Genomic DNA, 17307 nt, shown 5'->3' with positions numbered 1-17307 from the left:
GTCCTCCCTTCAAGCAAGAGGCCCCGCAATGAACCGCGACAGCCGTTACCTGGAATCGATTCTGCACCACGACATCCCGTTGACCCGTGACATGGGTCTCAAGGTGCTCGATTGGCAGGCCCGACAACTGCGCCTGTTCCTGCCGCTGGAGGCCAACGTCAACCACAAAAGCACCATGTTCGGCGGCAGCCTGTATTGCGGCGCCGTGCTCGGCGGCTGGGGCTGGCTGCACCTGGCCCTGCGCGACGAAGGCATCGAGGACGGGCATATCGTGATCCAGGAAGGGCAGATCAGCTATCCGTTGCCGGTCACCCGCGACGCGGCGGTGCTCTGCGACGCGCCTGAGGAGAAGGTCTGGAAACGCTTCCTGGCCACCTATCAGCGCTATGGACGGGCGCGGTTGACCCTGCAAACGCGGGTGGTAAATGAGGGCAGCGAAGAGGCGGCGGTGCGCTTTGAGGGGCAGTACGTGTTGCACCGCTGACCGGGCTGTCACAAACCTCTGTGGCGAGGGGATCTCTGTGGGAGCAAGGCTTGCCCGCGATAGGAACGATGCGGTCTTTCGGGTATCGGGGCGTTCGTTTCGCGAGCAAGCTTTGCTCCCACAGACTCAGGAACGGGCGAGCGCCAGCAATTGTTCACGCCACGCGGCCTTCGCCGGCAACGCCAGGAACGACGCATTCAGCAGCGATTCCCGCGGCGGATAACAGAACCGCTCGCCGCTCAAGTCCAACACCTCGCCGCCAGCGCCTTCCAACACACCCTGGGCCGCGGCGGTGTCCCACTGGGACGTCGGCGCCAGCCGCGGATAGCAATCCGCCGAGCCTTCGGCCAACAGGCAGAACTTCAATGAACTGCCAATGCTGGTGAGCTGCAACTCCCCCAGGCTCTGGCTCAAACCGCTCAGGAGACGCTCCTGTTCCGGGCTGGTATGACGGCGACTGGCGACCACGGTGAACGCTTCGCCCGGCGCCGGCACGTTACGCACCCCTACCGGCACAGGCGCGGCGCCCTTGTCGCCACGCCAGGCACCCAAACCCGCGCCGCCGACGTAGAAGCGATCGTTGGTGGGCATCGATACCACGCCAAACACCACATGTCCCCGTTCGATCAACGCAATGTTGACGGTGAACTCCTCGCTACCGGAAATGAACTCCTTGGTCCCATCCAGCGGATCCACCAACCACCAGCGTTGCCAACCGGCGCGCACAGCCTGGGGGATATTGGCGTCCTCTTCGGAAAGGATCGGGATCTCCGGGGCCAGGGCCGCCAGCCCGGCCACGATGACATCGTGAGCGGCCATGTCCGCGGCGGTGACAGGCGACTCGTCAGCCTTGTGGACAACTTGCACGTTGGCTCGCCAGAAAGGCAGGATTGCCTCGCCAGCCTTGAGCGCCAGTTCGACCACCGGGGCCATCAGGGGATGGGGGTAATTCATGCCAGGAACGCTCCGCGCAGGGTCAGCAGGTCACGGGCCAGGTACAACGCCGCCAAGGCCCGGCCCTCGGTAAATTGGGGGTTTTGCGCCAGGGATGACAGTTCGCGCAGGTTGACCTTGTCCACGCGCATCGGCTCAGGCTCGTCACCTTCCAGTCGTTCCTCGTACAGATCCGTCGCCAGCACCACCTGGATTTTCTGGCTCATGTAGCCGGGAGACAACGACAGCTCGGTCAGGAGCTCCAATTGACGCGCGCCAAAACCGGCCTCTTCCTTGAGCTCCCGCTCGGCCGCCGCCAGCACGTCCTCGCCCGGCTCGACCAGGCCCTTGGGCAGCGACAGCTCGTAAGCGTCGGTACCGCCGCAATACTCTTCCACCAACACCGCGTGATCGGCATCGAGCATCGCCACGATCATCACCGCGCCATAACCCGGGCCCTTGCCCGCCAGACGCTCGTAGGTGCGCTCCACGCCATTGGAAAAACGCAGCTTCAACTCCTCCACGCAAAACAGGCGGCTGGTGGCGACGATCCGTCGATCAAGTATGGTGGGTTTCTGGCGCATAAACGGCTCCCTGGGCGATAGCAGGCTACTATACCCGGCCTATTCTGATTGTTTATGGCGGATATCCGATTACCGCTGGAGAAGTTTTATGGCCTTGCTGCCCTGGCACGAGATCGACACGGTGCTGCTGGACATGGACGGCACCTTGCTGGACCTGCATTACGACAACCATTTCTGGATGGAACACCTGCCCCAGCGCTACGCCGAACTGCATGGCGTGAGCCGGGCCATGGCCGAGATGGAACTGCAACCGCTGTTCGAACGCAACGCCGGCCAGTTGCAATGGTACTGCCTGGATTTCTGGAGCACAGAGCTGAAGCTACCGGTGCGCGAACTGAAACTGGAAACCGCGCACCTGATCGCCTTGCGCCCGGATGCCGATACCTTCCTGGCGGCGATCCAGCGAGCTGGCAAGCGCGTGGTAATGATCACCAATGCCCACCGCGACTCGTTGTCACTGAAGCTGGAACGCATCGAGCTTGCCCCTTATTTCGAGCGCTTGATCAGCTCCCACGACTACGGCTTCCCCAAGGAAAACCCGCAATTCTGGGACGCACTGAAAGCCGACCTGGACTTCGATCCGGCTCGCAGCCTGTTCATCGACGACACCTTGCCGGTATTGCGCAGTGCCCGGGATTTCGGCGTGGCACACCTGCTGGCTGTCAGCGAGCCGGACAGCCGCAAGGGACCGAAGGATACGGGGGAGTTCGAGGCGCTGAAGGACTATCGGGATCTCACTGCCGGGCTTTGAATCCGGTGCCGCCATCGCGAGCAGGCTCGCTCCCACAATGGTTCCTCGGTTTCCAGCGATCCCTGTGGTGGGAGCGAGCCTGCTCGCGATAGGGGGCTATACGGTCCTGGATCTACTCAGGAATGCGCAACGACTGCCCCGGATAGATCCTGTCCGGGTTCTTGAGCATCGGTTTGTTGGCCTCGAAGATTTTCATGTACTTGTTCGCATCGCCATAGACACGCTTGGCAATCGCACTCAAGGTGTCGCCTTTTTCGACCATCACGAATCTGGCCTCCTTCGCGACCGGACCGGTTACCGTGATCTGGTCATCGACACCGCTGATACCGGCCACATTACCCAACGCCAACAGGATCTTTTCCTTCTCTTCCTGACTCGCGGCTTCACCCGTGGCTACGACTTTTTCGCCCTCGACCTTCACCTGGATCTTCGAAGTATCAATGCCTGTCAGCGCGTCCTGCACGTGCCGGGTCAGCGCCTCACCATTGGCCTGGGCCTTGTCGGGCGTCAACGCATCGAGAATTTTTTCACCGGCATCTTTGAAAAAACTGAAAAGGCTCATCGTATTCTCTCCCTGGGTTTGAATGTCCAGACGTAACAGCCTAGACCCGAACGAGACGAACCTCGTTTCCGGCCGACCAATGACCACGCCACGCGCAAGCGCTAGAATTCGAATCTCCCCGCGCCCTGGAGCGAAGATGGACATCAAGCAGCTGAAATTTCTCATCGCGCTGGACGAAACCCGCCACTTCGGCCAAGCCGCCGCACGCTGTCACATCACCCAGCCCACCTTGTCGATGCGCCTGCGCAGCCTCGAAGAGGAACTTGACCTGCCGCTGGTCAATCGCGGCCAACGCTTCGAGGGCTTCACCGCGCCAGGGGAACGGGTGCTGGCCTGGGCGCGCACGGTTCTGGCGGCTTATGACGGCTTGCAGGCCGAAGCAGCAGCCTGCCGTGGCAATCTGGTCGGCACCTTGCGCCTGGGCGTGGTGCCGCTGTCCGACTTCGACCCATTGTCGATGATGCAACGCCTGCACGCCGAGCACCCGGATCTGCATTTCGAACTATCGTCCCTGAGCTCCGAACAGATCCTCGAACAACTGGCAAACAACCGCATCGACCTGGGCGTTTCCTATCTCGAACGCCTGGACAATGAACGCTTCGAATCCCTGCCGTTCAGCCCCACCCGCATGGGCCTGCTCTACGACCAGCGCTATTTCTTTTTCGGTGAACAACCACTCACCTGGCAAGCACTGATCGAGTTGCCCTTGGGCATGCTCACCAGCGGCATGCATTTTCGCCAGTCCATCGATCACAACTTCCACATCCGCGGCCTCGCACCCCGTCCGGTGTTGCAAACCGACGCGGTGCACCAGCTCCTGCAAGCCGTACACGGAGGGCTGTGTTGCGCGGTGATGCCGCTGAACAGCGGCCTGGACGTGCTGACCGAAGACCTGCGTATGCAACCCATCGTCGATGCGCAAACCCTGGTTCCGCTGGGGCTCATCATGCGCCGCGGTGCCCCGCGCTCGGCGCTGGCGGAAGCCTGCTTCGCGCTCTATCAGAAATCAACAGTTACATCTTGATCGACGTCATCTATCGATAGATCGGTAATTGCGATTAGACGTGGCAGATTGCCGCATTTAGTCTTATCACTATTCGAATCGTCGGTGATGCCATGAAAGCCAAGCCTCCGGCCTGTCCGGTGCCCGCCGCGCAAACGCCCGCGCCCAGCGCCAGCCAGAGCTATCACTACTGCAGTCTGGATCACTCCCAAACGGACAGCACAGCGCTGGCCGAGGAAGTGGCGCTGGCGATCGCCTATAACGGCATCAGTCAGGCCGTCATGCTGGTCACCCCAACCGATCTTGAGGATTTCATCATCGGTTTCAGCCTGGGCAGCGGCATCATCGAGAACCCGTCGGACATCTATGACCTGCAACTGAGCGGCACCGGCTCGGCACAATATGCCCAGGTCACCATCGCCAACCGCGCCTTCTGGAACCTCAAGCAACAACGTCGGCAACTGGCCGGTACCAGTGGTTGCGGCCTCTGCGGCGTGGAAGCCGTGGAGCAAGCGTTGCCGGACCTGAAAGTATTGCCCGGCGCACCGCTGCCACCCGCGCAATGGCTCGATGGCCTGCGCCAGCGCATTGGCCAATTCCAGCCCCTGGGCCAGCACTGCGGCGCCGTCCATGCCGCGCTGTTCATGAATGGCCAAGGCGAATTGCTATTGGGCCGCGAAGACATCGGCCGCCACAACGCTCTCGACAAACTGATCGGCGCCTTGGTCCGGCAACAGATTCCGGTGGTCGATGGCGTGGCGATCGTCACCAGTCGCTGCAGCCTCGAACTGATCCAGAAGGTGTTGCGGGCCGGCATCCAGACGCTGGTAAGCCTGTCGTCGCCCACCGGGCTTGCCGTGCAGTGGGCCCGTAAACACAACCTCAATCTCATCCACCTGCCGCAAAAAAGTGCGCCGCGGGTCTACAGCCCTGCGATGGAGAAACACGCGTGAGCAAGCATCAACAAGCCGACCAGAAACCCGTACCGCGCTATAAGCCCTACAAAGGCCCGGCCGGTGGTTGGGGCGCGCTGATCAGCGTTACCCAGGCCTGGCTGACCAGCGATAACGCGCTGAAAAACATCCGCATGATGCTCAAGACCAACCAGAACGGCGGCTTCGACTGCCCGGGCTGTGCCTGGGGCGACTCGCCGGAAAGCGGCATGGTCAAGTTCTGCGAGAACGGCGCCAAGGCCGTGAACTGGGAAGCCACCAAACGCCGTGTCGATGAGGCATTTTTCGCCCGGCACAGCGTTACTTCACTGCTGGAGCAGAGCGACTACTGGCTCGAATACCAGGGCCGCCTGACGGAGCCGATGAGCTACGACGCCGAAACCGATCGCTACAAACCCATCAGCTGGGAAGCGGCGTTTGCCCTCATCGCCAAGCACTTGCAGGGGCTGTCCAGCCCGAACCAGGCCGAGTTCTACACCTCTGGCCGGGCCAGCAATGAAGCGGCGTACCTGTACCAATTGTTCGTGCGCGCTTTCGGCACCAACAACTTCCCTGACTGCTCGAACATGTGCCACGAAGCCAGCGGTGTGGCGCTGTCCCAGAGCGTCGGCGTGGGCAAAGGCACGGTGACCTTCGACGACTTCGAGCACTCCGATGCGATTTTCGTCTGGGGTCAGAACCCGGGGACCAACCACCCCAGGATGCTCGAACCGCTGCGCGAAGCAGTGAAGCGCGGTGCCCAGGTGGTGTGCATCAACCCACTCAAGGAGCGTGGCCTGGAGCGTTTCCAGCATCCGCAGAACCCGTTCGAGATGCTCACCAACGGCAACAAGCCCACCAACACCGCGTTTTTCCGACCAGCCCTGGGCGGCGACATGGCCATCTTGCGCGGCATGGCGAAATTCCTGCTGCAATGGGAACGCGAAGCGCAAAACACCGGCGCTCCCGCCGTGTTCGACCATGCATTCCTCAACGAGCACAGCATCAACGTACTGGACTATCTGGCGGTGGTCGACGATACCTCGTGGGAGCAGATCGTCGAACAGTCGGGCCTGGCCCTGGTGGAGATCGAGCAGGCGGCGCGCATGTACGCCAACAGCAAGAACGTGATCATGTGCTGGGCGATGGGCATCACCCAACATCGCCACTCGGTGGCAACCATCCAGGAAATTGCCAACCTGATGATGCTGCGCGGCAACATCGGCCGGCCGGGCGCTGGCCTGTGCCCGGTTCGGGGCCACAGCAACGTGCAGGGCGACCGGACCATGGGTATCAATGAGCGCCCACCGGCAGCGTTCCTCGACGCCTTGGAGCGACGCTTCCAGTTCAAGGTGCCACGGGAGGATGGTCACAACGTGGTCGAGGCAATCCACGCCATGGCCGACGGCCGGGCGCAAGTGTTCATCGGTCTGGGCGGCAACTTCGCCCAGGCCACCCCGGACAGTCACCGGACTTTCCAGGCCTTGAGCAACTGCGACCTGACCGTACAGATCAGCACCAAGCTCAACCGCAGCCACCTGGCCCACGGGAAGGAAGCCTTGATCCTGCCGTGCCTGGGTCGCACCGACATCGACCGGCAAGCCGCCGGCCCGCAAGCGGTTACCGTGGAAGACTCTTTCAGCATGGTCCACGCCTCCAACGGGCAATTGGAACCCCTGTCGAACCAGATGCGTTCCGAGCCCTGGATCATTGCCGGCATGGCCGCCGCCACCCTGGGTGGTGGCCACCCGGTGGACTGGAGCTGGCTGGTGGCCGACTACAGCCGCATCCGCGACCTGATCGCCGACACCATCCCAGGCTTCCGGGATTTCAACGAGAAGCTGCACAACCCCGGCGGCTTCTACCTGGGCAACAGCGCCAGCGCACGTCGCTGGAATACCCCGTCGGGCCGCGCCAACTTCAAGCCCAACCGATTGCCGGCGGATCTGGTGCATGAACGCACCCGCGCCACCGGTCAGTTGCCGGACCTGATCCTGCAGTCCATGCGCTCCCATGACCAATACAACACCACCATCTACGGCCTCAATGACCGTTATCGTGGCGTGAAAGGCCAGCGTGACGTGCTGTTCGTCAATGAAGCCGACATCATTCGCCTGGGCTTCAAACCAGGACAGAAGGCCGATATCGTCTCGCTCTGGGATGACGGTCGTGAGCGGCGGGTCAAGGGTTTTACCTTGCTGGCATTCGACATCCCTGCCGGGCAAGCGGCCGCCTACTACCCTGAGGTGAATCCATTGGTACCGCTGGAAAGCACTGGCGACGACAGCGACACGCCAACCTCGAAGTTCGTGGCGATCCGCCTGGAAGCGGCAAGCGAGAATGGATTGATCCTGGCCAAGTCGGCCTGATCCCTTCTTTTCACCCGCCCACAAAAAAGGCCGTTTTCCATAGAAAACGGCCTGTCTGAAGTAGTTACAGACCGGTGCAAATACATTAAGTTCCGACGGAAAAACAATAACTTAGAGAATTGTGCACAAGTCGTGTTACTCGTCGGATTTCGATTGTCACCAAGCGAAGCCAGCCTCAGGATCGCGCCGTCATCCCTTTGAGGCTCCTCTATGAAGTTCTCCTCCATTCTCTTGTTGTCCCTTGGCCTGATCAGTGGCGTCGCGTCTGCCGGCGGCACCGCCGAAGCAGGCGTCGGCGGCGCATTGGGCGGGGTTTTGGGTTCGGTCGTCGGCCAGTCCCTGGGCGGCAATACCGGTTCGACCATCGGTGCGGCCCTGGGCGGCGCGGGCGGTAGTGCCGTCGGCGCAGACAAGCACAGCCGTGGCGAAGCGGCGATCGGCGGCGCGCTGGGTGCAGCCGGCGGTAACGTGGTCGGACGTAGCGTGGGTGGCAGCACCGGCAGCCTGATCGGTGCAGCAGCAGGCGGTGGCGCCGGCGGCGCACTGGGTAACTACATGGGCAAGGACGATGATGATGATCGTCGCTATGAAGGTCGCCGTGGCGACCGCCGCTACTACCGTGACGGCCATCCGGGTCGCGGCCATGCCTACGGGCATCGCAAGCATCACCGCTACTACCGCGACTGATAGCTGACTGATACCAGCCGTTGAAAATCGCAGCCTACCGCTCGCCGGAGGCTGCGATTTTTCGTTTCAAACCACCAACAGCTCAAGGGCCGCACGCAACCGATCCGGAATCGCCACCGGCCGATTCGACGCCCGATCCACGAACACGTGGACAAAGCGTCCCGCTGCGCAGGCCTCTTCCTCGCCCGCCTTGAACACAGCCAGTTCATATTGCACCGAACTGCTGCCTAACTTTCCGACCCGCAGGCCCACTTCAATGCGCTCGGGGAATGCGATGGACGCAAAGTAGTCACAGGCCGAACTCACCACAAACGCCACGACCTCCCCACCCTGGATATCCAGGCCGCCGACCTCGATCAGGTAGGTGTTCACCGCCGTATCGAAGAAGCTGTAGTAGGTGACATTGTTGACGTGACCGTACAGGTCGTTGTCATGCCAACGCGTGGTGATGGCTTGCAGGTATGGGTATTCGGTACGTTGGGGCATCGATTGTCCTTGAGGGTGGGGGGCCAGTGAACTTCGCAGGACGCGGCTACAGCTGCGCGAATCCCTTGCCTTGGGCCGCCAGCTCCCCGATCAGACGCGCAGGTCGCCACTGGTCTCCCTGCTTCGTTTCGAGCGCCAGCAGTCGCGCGTGGATATCTTCAAGTCCTTGCTGGTCGGCCCAGGCCATCGGACCACCTTTGTCCGCCGGAAAACCATAGCCGTTGAGGTACACCAGGTCGATGTCGTGGGCGGACCCGGCAATGCCTTCCTGCAGGATCTTCGCACCCTCGTTGACCAATGCCAGCAGGCAACGCTCGAGAATTTCCCCGCTGTCGATCTCCCGACGCTGAAAACCCAGTTCCTCACTGACTTTCAGCACCAACGCATCGACCTCTACGTCATGCTCGGCCTGTCGGCTGCCGGGTTCGTAATGATAATACCCGTTGCCGCTTTTCTGGCCGAACCGCCCGAGCTCGCACAAACGGTTGTCCACCTGCACTTCGGGGGCATCCTGGCCTTTGCCCGCCAGTTCCCGTGCACGCCACTCCAGGTCGATCCCGACTACGTCGTACATCCGGAATGGCCCCATGGCGAAGCCGAAACCCTGCAACGCCGCATCGATCTGATGGGGAAACGCGCCCTCCAGCAACATCTTGCGGGCCTCCAGCACATAGGGGTGAAGCATCCGGTTGCCGATGAATCCATGGCAATTGCCCGACACCACACTGACCTTGCCCATACGCCTGCCCAGTGTCAGGGCTGCGTCCAGCACCGCCCTGGAGGTCTGCGCGCCGCGAACGATTTCCAGCAGTTTCATGATGTGCGCCGGACTGAAGAAATGCAGGCCCAGGACCTGGCTTGGCCGGCGCGTGGCGGCGGCAATGGCATCGATGTCCAGGGCCGACGTGTTGCTCGCCAGAATGGCCTCGGGTTTGAGCAGGCCATCCAGCTCCCTGAAGATCTGCTGCTTGAGTTCAAGGTTCTCGTACACCGCCTCGATCACCAGGTCCACGTCCCGGATCGCCGCGTAGTCGCCTGCCCTGGTCACCCTGGCAATCCGCGCATCGGCTTCACCCTGGTCGATACGGCCCTGGCGCACGCCATGGGCATAGGTCTCGGCCACGGCCGCCAGCGCCTGTTCCAGCATCTGCGGGTTGTTGTCGACCCACCGCACCATCACTCCGGCATTGGCCAGGCACATTACGATGCCCCGTCCCATGGTGCCTGCACCGATCACGGCGGCGTGCTCAATCGTCTGGCTCATGTCTGTTCTCTCGTCGGCGATAGACAGCCTTCACCTTAGTCAGCCACTGGCCGTTTTTGAAATTTATTCGTGTGATAAGCGGCATTCAGCGGATGGATGCAGATCACAGGTGTCTCTTGCGGATGTTGCCCTTGATACAGCCACGGCTGCCCTTTCCTTTGCCATGAGGTGATACAAATCCGGGCACTTTGATGCCTCGTTCCGGCACCGCTCGCAGGTTAAGGTGCACCGTCAATTCACCCGCGACATCGGGCCAGGAGGCCCGGTGCTCAAGCGCTCCGTTCAAGGACCGAACCATGTCACACCCGTTTTCCGCGCTACGCGTCCTGGCGATCATGTCAGCGTCATTGCTGGTCGGCTGTCTGACCATTCCTGAACAATCCGGTGTGGAACCGGCCGTGTTCGAAACCCCCGAGTATCTTGCGCAACAAGGCCTGTCCGTCGTAAAGGCTTCGGCTCTGTATGCACGTGGCGGCACCGGCCAGGACGTGACCGTGGCGCTGATCGACTCGGGACTCAACGCCCATTTGCAAGAGTTCGAGGGCAGGTTGAATGACCCCGGATACGACTATGTCGAAGACCGTCCTGGTACGGTTGATCGCGTTGGCCACGGTACCCAGATGGCGGGCATCCTCGCCGCCAACAAGGACAATCAGGGTATGCACGGGATCGCCTTCAACGCCCGGCTGATCCCCTTCCGCTTTGGCGACGACAACGAGCCGTTTTTCTTCGACAGCGAAATTGCCCGATCCTGGCAAAGTGGCTTCGACAAGGGCGCCCGCCTGTTCAACAACTCGTGGGCCAACGCCATCCCCGCCACCGAAATCACCGAATCACGTTACAAACAGGTAATGCCTGACTCATTGGGCGTTGCTCGAAAGCTGGTATCGGAAGGCGCCGTGTTTGTCTTTCCGACCGGTAATGAACTCAAGCGCGAACCCTTGGCCGAACCAGGCTTGCCAGCGGCATTACCTGAGTTGGAAAAGGGTTGGATCGCGGTCGTCGCACTGAAGAGCGACGGCAGCGCCATCAATGGCAAATCCAATTATTGCGGGGTCGCGGCAGCCTGGTGCATCGCCGTTCCCGGTGGGGACGCAGGTGCTCAGGCAGGCCTGCTCACCGTCGCCAAGGATGGACGTTACGTACACACCGCCGGTACATCCCCGGCTGCAGCGTTAGTCACGGGCGCATTGGCTGCGCTGCAAAGCCGTTATCCACAACTCAATCCGCAGCAGGTACGCGAGCACCTGCTGGCGACGAGCAATCGCACGGGTATCTACGCCAACAGCGAGGCCTATGGTCGAGGGTTGATGGACCTTGAAGCGGCTTCTCTACGCGTACCTGAATCAATGGTTGATTGATAAACTTCAAAGGGAAAAAACCATGTCGCACAAACTGACCCTCCTCCTCATCACCGCAACCCTGCTGCTGGGCGGATGCATGAGAGTCCCCGAAATACCGCCATTGCTTGCCGCCTGTAAAACCCCACCCCTAACGCCTGCGACTTCTTCATTGATGGGCTGACCCAGCACAGCGACACGTTTCGCTCAGTGAATACCTGATAAGGCTGTGATCAATGACGGCCTTATCAGAAGCAGCCTACCGCCTCTTGGGCAGTGCCTACAGCGCATGTGTAGGACCTCACGGAGAATGACGCGGAAAACCGGGAAGCCAGCAAGCATCAGGAATAAGACGCTCATCCGAGCGTCAGACGCTGGTAAACGTCCTACGCAACCTGTCCCTCCCGGCCATATTGCGGTCCTCGAATAGAGCTCTCTATAGTCCACGGCGCGATTCAAAAGCCGTACCGAAGAGGCTCAAATGCAAATACCCAACCCGCCTGTCGAGCAATACCAGCGGCTCAACAGCACACCTGTGCTGGTCATCGACACCGAGGCCGATCTCCAGCACCTCTGCGACGCCGCCGCCCAACGAATCCAAGCCTCCAGCAACCTGCTCGAAACCCTGCATTGCCTTTGTTTCGAGCATGCCGATGTAAAGGACATTCCCAGCATTGTCCATGCGCTTTATCTATTGGTTCAGGACGGCAGCGAACTGCTGGAGGTTGTACGGCAGCGATTGAGCTAGGCATCAGAGCTTGTAGGGTCGTTAGACGGCCAAGTAGCAATATTCTGGCTGTTCCTTCTCAATCAGGCGGAAAAATTCCAGCCCTCAGCCAAAGCGGACGTGCGCGAGGGATGGACACGAATAACCGCCCAAAAAAAACCGCCCCGAAGGGCGGCTTTCTATTCGCGGACCAAACCTTACAACTGCGGACCAGCAGCCTTGATCGCGTCGCTCACTTCGAACTTCTTGAAGTTTTCGGTGAACAGGCCAGCCAAAGCCTTGGCGGCTTCATCATAGGCAGCCTTGTCGGCCCAGGTGTTGCGTGGATTCAACAGGCCGGTCTCGACGCCTGGAACGGCCAACGGCACGTCCAGATTGATGATGTCCAGGTGTTCGGTTTCAGCACCAATCAGCGCACCGCTCTGGATCGCAGCGATCACCGCACGGGTGGTCGGGATGTTGAAGCGCTTGCCGACGCCGTAGCCACCGCCGGTCCAGCCGGTGTTGACCAGGTAGACCTTGGAGCCGAAGCCACGGATACGCTTGATCAGCAATTCCGCGTACTCACCGGCCGGGCGCGGGAAGAACGGAGCGCCGAAGCAGGTGGAGAAGGTCGACTTGATGCCGCTGCCCGAACCCATTTCGGTCGAGCCTACCAATGCGGTGTAACCCGATAGGAAGTGGTAAGCAGCTTGTTCTTCGCTGAGGATCGACACCGGTGGCAGTACGCCGGTCAGGTCGCAGGTCAGGAAGATCACGGCGTTAGGCTCGCCACCGAGGTTTTTCGGTGCGCGCTTTTCAATCAGTTCGCGCGGGTAGGCGGCGCGGCTGTTCTGGGTCAGGCTGTCGTCGGCGTAGTCGGCTTTCTTCGTGACCGGGTCCAGGACGACGTTTTCCAGTACGGCGCCGTGCTGAATGGCTTTCCAGATCACCGGCTCGTTCTTCTCGGACAGGTCGATGCACTTGGCATAGCAACCGCCTTCGATGTTGAAGACCACACCCACGCCCCAGCCGTGCTCGTCGTCGCCGATCAGGTAGCGGCTTTCGTCGGCGGACAGGGTGGTCTTGCCGGTGCCCGACAGACCGAAGAACAGGGTCACATCACCCTCTTCGCCCATGTTCGCGGCGCAGTGCATAGGCAGTACGTCAACAGCCGGCAGCAAGAAGTTCTGTACGGAGAACAGGGCCTTCTTCATTTCACCGGCGTAGCGCATGCCAGCGATGAGAACTTTCTTGGCCGCGAAGTTGATGATCACGGTACCGTCGGAGTTGGTGCCGTCACGCGCAGGCTCGCAAACGAAGTTCGGCGCGTTGAGGATCTGCCATTCATCCTTGCCGCCGGCGTTGTACTGCTCGGGGTTGATGAACAGGCAACGACCGAACAGGTTGTGCCAGGCAGTCTCGGTGGTCATCTTGACCGGGAGGTAGTGCGCAGGATCGGAACCTACATGCACGTGGGACACGAAACGCTCACGCTCGCCCAAGTAAGCTTCAACACGGTTCCACAGGGCATCGAACTTGTCGGCCGGGAACTTGCGGTTGATCGGGCCCCAGGCGATGGCGTTCTGGGTGCTCGGTTCTTCTACGATGAAACGGTCGGCTGGCGAGCGACCGGTACGATGACCGGTACGAACAACCAGCGCGCCAGTATCGGCAAGCTCGCCTTCACCGCGATTCAGGGCTTCTTTGACCAGATCATCAACACTCAGATCGGTGTACACGGCGTTATTGGCTTGCGTCATGTGGTTCCCCATCGGCCCTTGGCCGAGTGCTCCAAACGTTTTGTAGTAGGAAGTCGCGCACTACTACCCGAAAAAAGTGGGCCGGATTATGCCAGAAAAGCCCAAAAAGAGTAGGGCCCTCCCGTCAGTACGGCGTAAATCCGGCGTTTGTCAGGAGATTTACCTGCACTGAACCGATTCAGTGACGAGTATCTGACGGTGCATCGACACCCGCTCCGGCGAACAATTGTGCAACGTCTGCCCCATCGAACAGGTAGCGCTCGTTGCAGAACTGACAATCGATTTCAATGGCGCCGCCATGCTCGATGACCAGTTGTTGCGCATCTTCCAGACCCAGACTGACCAGCGCATTGCCGGATCGTTCACGAGAGCAACTGCATTGGAAGCGCAGCGGCAACTCGTCGAACAGGCGCACGGCTTCTTCATGATAGAGACGATGCAAGACCGTTTCGTTGTCCAGGCTCAGCAATTCGTCGGCGCTCAAGGTGCTGGCCAGAGCCGTGACGTGCTGCCAGCTGGCCTCGCGCTCTTCCGAGTCGCGGATGCGGTCGACGGGCAATTGTTGCAGCAGCAGGCCACGGGCGCGCCGCCCGTCGGCATAGAGCCAGAACCTGGTATTGGTCTGCTGGGACATGACGAAGTAATTGGTGAAGCATTCAGCCAGGGACGCGCCGTCGAGATCGACAATGCCCTGGTAGCGCTTGCCATGGGTCGGGTCGACCGTCAGGGCCAGCACACCGTCGGGCATCAGGTCGGTCAGGGTCGCGCCAGGGGCGATCTGATCGGCGTGATAGCGGGCCAGGCCTCGAATTTCGCGCTCGCTGGAGCATTCGATCATCAGCATCGGCACCGGGCCTTCGGAGCGGGCCTGGAGAATCAGCAAGCCATCGAATTTCAACGTGCCGATCAACAGCGACGCCGCCGCCATCAACTCACCGAGCAGTTGCGCGACCGGCTCCGGATAGGGGTGCTTGGCAAGGACTTCGGCATAGCTACGCTCCAACGCCACCAGCTCGCCACGGGCGTCGATGTCATCAAAGATGAAACGTTGAGTGCAGTCGTTATCCGGTAAATCAGTCATAGGAATGGGTATCTGAGGTGATGACAAAGGATGCCGGACATTTTATGGGCATTCGAGGGTGGTTCCAAGCAAGGGAGGGAATGGGACTGGGAACAGCCACACCGTTCGTTGCATCCAACATCTATCTGTGGCGAGGGGATTTATCCCCGCTGGGCTGCGTAGCGCCCCCCCAAAAAACAGGGCCACTGCGCGCCCTAGCGGGGATAAATCCCCTCGCCACAGATAGATCCCCCAGACAATGCGCATTGTTCTGGAAGCATTTTTATTCGCTGTTGCTGCCGCGAAACTTGAACAGGTCCCGACGCTGTTTCTTGCTCGGCTTGCCGTCGGTACTGACGCCCAGGGCGCCGGCCTTGCGCTGGGCAGCGGCGGCTTCGCGCCTGGCGATACTGGCTTCGGTTTCGCGATACAGGGTTTGCGCTTCAGGCGCCCCACGCCGCACGATCGACAACGCCTCGACCACTACAGTCTTCTCGTCGAACCCGGCGCGAATGACATACTCGTCCCCGACACGTGGCTCTTTGCCCGGCTTGCAACGTTCGCCCCGATGGTGGACCTTGCCACTTTCGATGGCGGCCTTGGCGAGCGCGCGTGTTTTATAGAATCGCGCCGCCCACAACCATTTATCGAGACGGACCTTGTCGTCCTCTTCCTGTTTTTGTGCCACTGCAATTCCTCTTTCTGCCAATAACCAGAACTGTACTACCGTTTTTGTCGGGCGCACGAACCCACGCCGACAGATAGAATGCCCACCGAACCGGCCTCACCGGCAAATCCTGGCCTGAAGTCGAGTGCACGAATTAGCCGCACAGGCCACTGGATAACTGTCGCCATTTTGTGATTATTCTGTGCAAATGCCGCGACTCGCAGGCTCCCTGATCCGAAGTACCGATCACAGGTTGTTTTTATTGAAGACTTTTGACCATTTGACCGTTGTCGGTCTGCGCGAGTGGGTGGCGCTCCCGGATCTGGGAGTTGCGGGCCTACGGGCAAAAATAGACACCGGTGCCAGTACCTCCAGCCTGCACGCCACCGATATCGAACCATTCGAGCGTGACGGTGAGAAGTGGGTACGCTTCACCGCGCACCTGGGCACGGTGGTACAACTTCGTCATCGCCGCTGCGAAGCCCCGCTGGTGGCGCGCAAGACGATCAAAAGCTCCAACGGCCATGCCCAGGTCCGCTACGTGATCAGCACCACGCTGGCGCTCGGGGATCGGATCTGGCGGGTCGAGTTCACCCTGGCTTGCCGCAAGTCCATGCGCTATCGCCTGTTGTTGGGCTCCAAAGCCTTGATCGACGGCCAGTTGGTGGTCAATCCAGGCATCAAATACGTTCAAGACAAGCCGGCATTCCCGGTGTCCACTACCTCTGCCACAGGTGTTGCATGAAGATCGCTGTGCTGTCGCGTAATCCGCGTCTGTATTCCACTCGTCGCCTGGTTGAAGCCGGGACTGAGCGTGGCCATGAAATGGTGGTGATCGACACCCTGCGCGCCTATATGAACATCGCCAGCCACAAGCCGCAGATCCACTACCGGGGCCAGCCGCTGGAAGGGTTCGATGCGGTGATCCCGCGCATCGGGGCATCCGTGACCTTCTATGGCTGCGCCGTGCTGCGCCAGTTCGAAATGATGGGGGTGTTTCCCCTCAACGAATCCGTGGCGATTGCCCGCGCCCGGGACAAGCTGCGTTCGCTGCAGCTGCTGTCGCGGCGCGGCATCGGCCTGCCGGTCACCGGTTTTGCCCATTCACCCGACGATATTCCCGATCTGATCGCAATGGTCAATGGCGCACCGCTGGTCATCAAGGTGCTGGAAGGCACCCAGGGGATCGGCGTGGTCCTGTGCGAAACCGCGACGGCGGCAGAATCGGTGATCGAGGCATTCATGGGCCTCAAGCAGAACATCATGGTCCAGGAATACATCAAGGAAGCTGGCGGCGCGGACATCCGCTGCTTCGTGGTCGGCGACAAGGTCATCGCGTCGATGAAGCGTCAGGCCCGGCCTGGTGAGTTTCGCTCCAACCTGCATCGCGGTGGCAGCGCCAGCCTGATCAAGATCACCCCCGAAGAACGCATGACCGCCCTGCGCGCCGCAAAAGTCATGGGCCTGGCCGTGGCGGGCGTCGACATCCTGCGCTCCAATCACGGCCCTTTGGTGATGGAGGTCAATTCCTCGCCTGGCCTGGAAGGCATCGAGACCACCACGAGCAAGAACGTGGCGGGGATCATCATCGAGCACCTGGAAAAGAATGGCGGGCCGAACATGACTCGGACCAAGGGCAAGGGCTAACACAGCCTCCTTGTGGGAGCGAGCCTGCTCGCGAAGGCGGACAGTCAGCGACATTATCGCTAACTGACA

General features: G+C 60.7%; 18 protein-coding genes. 10 read left to right on the top strand and 8 right to left on the bottom strand.

All coding sequences use genetic code 11. The features are described 5' to 3' along the window. The first annotated feature begins 28 nt into the window (after nucleotides 1–28). On the top strand, nucleotides 29–484 hold the full coding sequence (locus tag PCOSP_RS01395) for a YiiD C-terminal domain-containing protein (protein ID WP_041024609.1): 456 nt from the start codon (nucleotides 29–31) through the stop codon (nucleotides 482–484). Between the two features lie 126 nt (nucleotides 485–610). Here PCOSP_RS01395 and cysQ read toward each other — a convergent pair whose 3' ends face one another. Next, entirely contained in the window at nucleotides 611–1438 is an 828-nt protein-coding gene (cysQ, locus tag PCOSP_RS01390; RefSeq protein WP_464710148.1) for a 3'(2'),5'-bisphosphate nucleotidase CysQ, read from the bottom strand. Beyond that, nucleotides 1435–2001 (bottom strand): ADP compounds hydrolase NudE, encoded by a 567-nt coding sequence (nudE, locus tag PCOSP_RS01385; protein WP_139646301.1) that lies wholly within the window; start codon nucleotides 1999–2001, stop codon nucleotides 1435–1437. The genes cysQ and nudE overlap by 4 nt, the downstream gene beginning before the upstream one ends. Before the next feature lie 88 nt (nucleotides 2002–2089). On the opposite strand from nudE, the gene yrfG reads away from it, so the two are divergent. Further along, nucleotides 2090–2752, top strand: a complete 663-nt coding sequence (yrfG, locus tag PCOSP_RS01380; protein WP_464710146.1) for a GMP/IMP nucleotidase — start codon at nucleotides 2090–2092, stop codon at nucleotides 2750–2752. Nucleotides 2753–2864: 112 nt separating this feature from the next. Here yrfG and lysM read toward each other — a convergent pair whose 3' ends face one another. Beyond that, complete coding sequence (lysM, locus tag PCOSP_RS01375; protein WP_139646297.1) at nucleotides 2865–3314, bottom strand: peptidoglycan-binding protein LysM; 450 nt, start codon at nucleotides 3312–3314, stop codon at nucleotides 2865–2867. Between the two features lie 136 nt (nucleotides 3315–3450). Between lysM and PCOSP_RS01370 the strand changes: the two genes are divergently transcribed. The 4 genes from PCOSP_RS01370 to PCOSP_RS01355 all read left to right on the top strand — a co-directional run bounded on the left by PCOSP_RS01370 (nucleotide 3451) and on the right by PCOSP_RS01355 (nucleotide 8305). Continuing rightward, nucleotides 3451–4338 (top strand): LysR family transcriptional regulator, encoded by an 888-nt coding sequence (locus tag PCOSP_RS01370; RefSeq protein ID WP_464710145.1) that lies wholly within the window; start codon nucleotides 3451–3453, stop codon nucleotides 4336–4338. A gap of 92 nt (nucleotides 4339–4430) precedes the next feature. Continuing rightward, on the top strand, nucleotides 4431–5270 hold the full coding sequence (fdhD, locus tag PCOSP_RS01365; protein WP_139646293.1) for a formate dehydrogenase accessory sulfurtransferase FdhD: 840 nt from the start codon (nucleotides 4431–4433) through the stop codon (nucleotides 5268–5270). Further along, a complete protein-coding gene (locus PCOSP_RS01360) occupies nucleotides 5267–7618 on the top strand; it encodes an FdhF/YdeP family oxidoreductase (protein ID WP_464710143.1) in 2352 nt (783 codons plus the stop codon). The genes fdhD and PCOSP_RS01360 overlap by 4 nt, the downstream gene beginning before the upstream one ends. 210 nt (nucleotides 7619–7828) lie before the next feature. Continuing rightward, a complete protein-coding gene (locus tag PCOSP_RS01355; RefSeq protein WP_041024668.1) occupies nucleotides 7829–8305 on the top strand; it encodes a glycine zipper domain-containing protein in 477 nt (158 codons plus the stop codon). A gap of 66 nt (nucleotides 8306–8371) precedes the next feature. On the opposite strand, the gene PCOSP_RS01350 is transcribed toward PCOSP_RS01355, so the two are convergent. Together PCOSP_RS01350 and PCOSP_RS01345 are read right to left on the bottom strand one after the other, a co-directional pair. Next, nucleotides 8372–8791 (bottom strand): acyl-CoA thioesterase, encoded by a 420-nt coding sequence (locus PCOSP_RS01350; RefSeq protein ID WP_464710142.1) that lies wholly within the window; start codon nucleotides 8789–8791, stop codon nucleotides 8372–8374. A gap of 46 nt (nucleotides 8792–8837) precedes the next feature. Beyond that, the gene (locus PCOSP_RS01345; protein WP_139646287.1) at nucleotides 8838–10055 is read right to left on the bottom strand and encodes a 3-hydroxyacyl-CoA dehydrogenase; all 1218 of its coding nucleotides are present in this window, start codon (nucleotides 10053–10055) and stop codon (nucleotides 8838–8840) included. 296 nt (nucleotides 10056–10351) lie between these two features. Here PCOSP_RS01345 and PCOSP_RS01340 point away from each other — a divergent pair, with 296 nt between their 5' ends. Together PCOSP_RS01340 and PCOSP_RS01335 are read left to right on the top strand one after the other, a co-directional pair. Then, nucleotides 10352–11416 carry a S8 family peptidase gene (locus PCOSP_RS01340; protein ID WP_464710140.1) on the top strand — a complete coding sequence of 355 codons (1065 nt, stop codon included), beginning with the start codon at nucleotides 10352–10354 and terminating at the stop codon, nucleotides 11414–11416. Between the two features lie 460 nt (nucleotides 11417–11876). After that, a complete protein-coding gene (locus PCOSP_RS01335; protein WP_464710139.1) occupies nucleotides 11877–12143 on the top strand; it encodes a hypothetical protein in 267 nt (88 codons plus the stop codon). Nucleotides 12144–12319: 176 nt separating this feature from the next. On the opposite strand, the gene PCOSP_RS01330 is transcribed toward PCOSP_RS01335, so the two are convergent. The 3 genes from PCOSP_RS01330 to PCOSP_RS01320 all read right to left on the bottom strand — a co-directional run bounded on the left by PCOSP_RS01330 (nucleotide 12320) and on the right by PCOSP_RS01320 (nucleotide 15612). Next, the gene (locus PCOSP_RS01330) at nucleotides 12320–13864 is read right to left on the bottom strand and encodes a phosphoenolpyruvate carboxykinase (protein ID WP_139646283.1); all 1545 of its coding nucleotides are present in this window, start codon (nucleotides 13862–13864) and stop codon (nucleotides 12320–12322) included. A gap of 178 nt (nucleotides 13865–14042) precedes the next feature. Further along, on the bottom strand, nucleotides 14043–14945 hold the full coding sequence (hslO, locus tag PCOSP_RS01325; RefSeq protein WP_139646281.1) for an Hsp33 family molecular chaperone HslO: 903 nt from the start codon (nucleotides 14943–14945) through the stop codon (nucleotides 14043–14045). Between the two features lie 262 nt (nucleotides 14946–15207). Then, a complete protein-coding gene (locus PCOSP_RS01320; protein ID WP_139646279.1) occupies nucleotides 15208–15612 on the bottom strand; it encodes an RNA-binding S4 domain-containing protein in 405 nt (134 codons plus the stop codon). Nucleotides 15613–15853: 241 nt separating this feature from the next. Here PCOSP_RS01320 and rimB point away from each other — a divergent pair, with 241 nt between their 5' ends. Next, nucleotides 15854–16336 (top strand): retropepsin-like aspartic endopeptidase RimB, encoded by a 483-nt coding sequence (gene rimB, locus PCOSP_RS01315; RefSeq protein ID WP_041024672.1) that lies wholly within the window; start codon nucleotides 15854–15856, stop codon nucleotides 16334–16336. After that, on the top strand, nucleotides 16333–17238 hold the full coding sequence (rimK, locus tag PCOSP_RS01310; protein ID WP_139646277.1) for a 30S ribosomal protein S6--L-glutamate ligase: 906 nt from the start codon (nucleotides 16333–16335) through the stop codon (nucleotides 17236–17238). Before rimB ends, rimK begins: the two co-directional genes overlap by 4 nt. The last annotated feature ends 69 nt before the right edge of the window (nucleotides 17239–17307 follow it).

It is taken from the genome of Pseudomonas sp. MAFF 730105 (genome assembly GCF_055380705.1).
Note: the sequence above shows the minus strand (reverse complement) of the source record. Positions and strands in the feature narration are given on the sequence as shown.